The sequence below is a fragment of the Pedobacter quisquiliarum genome (assembly GCF_014642175.1).
In the GTDB taxonomy this organism is placed as follows: domain Bacteria; phylum Bacteroidota; class Bacteroidia; order Sphingobacteriales; family Sphingobacteriaceae; genus Pedobacter; species Pedobacter quisquiliarum.
The window spans coordinates 1-1209 of record NZ_BMIL01000025.1 but is presented as its reverse complement, the minus strand read 5'-3'; the positions used below and the strand labels follow the sequence as shown (position 1 = coordinate 1209).

Below are 1209 nucleotides of genomic sequence, written 5' to 3'. Positions count from 1 at the left end.
CAACGTGAAGGCACCACTGCTACCTGTCGCAAGTACAATCTATCACCATCTTTATTTGCCAAGTGGCGGAGTAAGTATCTGGCTAAAGGTGTTGAAGGCTTGAAGCCTGCATACCCTCGGGTAGATCCCACGGTGCGAGCCTTGGAGGAGGAGAATGAGCGGTTGAAACGCATCATTGCCAGACAGGCCCTTGAGATTGAAGTTAAATCAGAGCTTTTAAAAAAAACTCCCATCCAAACCAAACTAAGAAGATGATTGTAGAGCAGTATAAAAAATTACTCCCTACCCGTACACTTTTATCGTGGGTAGATCTGGCTGGAAGTGTTTATTATTATAAGAACAGAGATGGGAAACGCGGAGCAAAGCCGAGCACCCACACGTTAAGGCTGGATGGATCCATGGTCGAAAATCAGGTCGTAATTGAGCAGATAAAGGATATTCTATCCCAGGAATTTTGCTGTTATGGCTATGAAAATGTCACCGGTGAACTGCGAAAACTAGATTACCATATCAATGAAAAGAAGGTCTATCGACTAATGGATGAGCAGAACCTGCTACTAGGCAAAGTGATCCGCACCAGTGGTAAACGCAAGTTTGTTCAGCATCGCAAGATCATGGCAAGCTACCCAATGGAATACCTTTGTTTGGATATTAAATACATTTATGTACATGCCGATAGACGCAATTACTACCTGCTTACCATCCTGGATGTATTCTCCAGAAGAACGGTGGATCAGATCTTTCAAAAAAGCATCAAACAAATGGATGTCATTAACGCTTTCAGAAGGATAGGGCAGCAATATGGAATAAAAGGGGTTACGATCAGGAATGATAACGGATCGCAGTTTATTGCCAACCGCGTTAAGCAATACCTGAGATCAGCAGAGGCTAACCAGGAGTTTACCCATGTGGCCACACCAGAAGAAAACTCATATATAGAGGCTTTTCACAGCATCGTTCAGCGGGAAGTGGTCGATCGGTATGAGTTTGATAGCTTTTATCATGCAAAACATACCTTGGCAGCACACAGAACCTGGTACGATAACAAAAGAAATCATCGGACAATCGGGATGACTCCAAAACAGAGATGGGATCAAAACATTGGTGCTACAATAGAGAAAAGACGTCAGGCAACAGCAATGCAATCGCCAACGAGATGTGACACCAAAAATAATCAGCTAAAAGACATTACTGATGAGATATTACAGC

The 1209-nt window shown here is 43.2% G+C and carries 2 protein-coding genes; both read left to right on the top strand.

Annotated elements, in window-relative coordinates:
* Positions 1–255, top strand: a 255-nt coding sequence (locus IEW69_RS16820; protein ID WP_188628036.1) for a transposase, incomplete at its 5' end; no start/stop codon positions are given.
* Positions 252–1209, top strand: a 958-nt coding sequence (locus IEW69_RS16815) for a DDE-type integrase/transposase/recombinase (RefSeq protein WP_229663668.1), incomplete at its 3' end; no start/stop codon positions are given. The genes IEW69_RS16820 and IEW69_RS16815, both read left to right, overlap by 4 nt.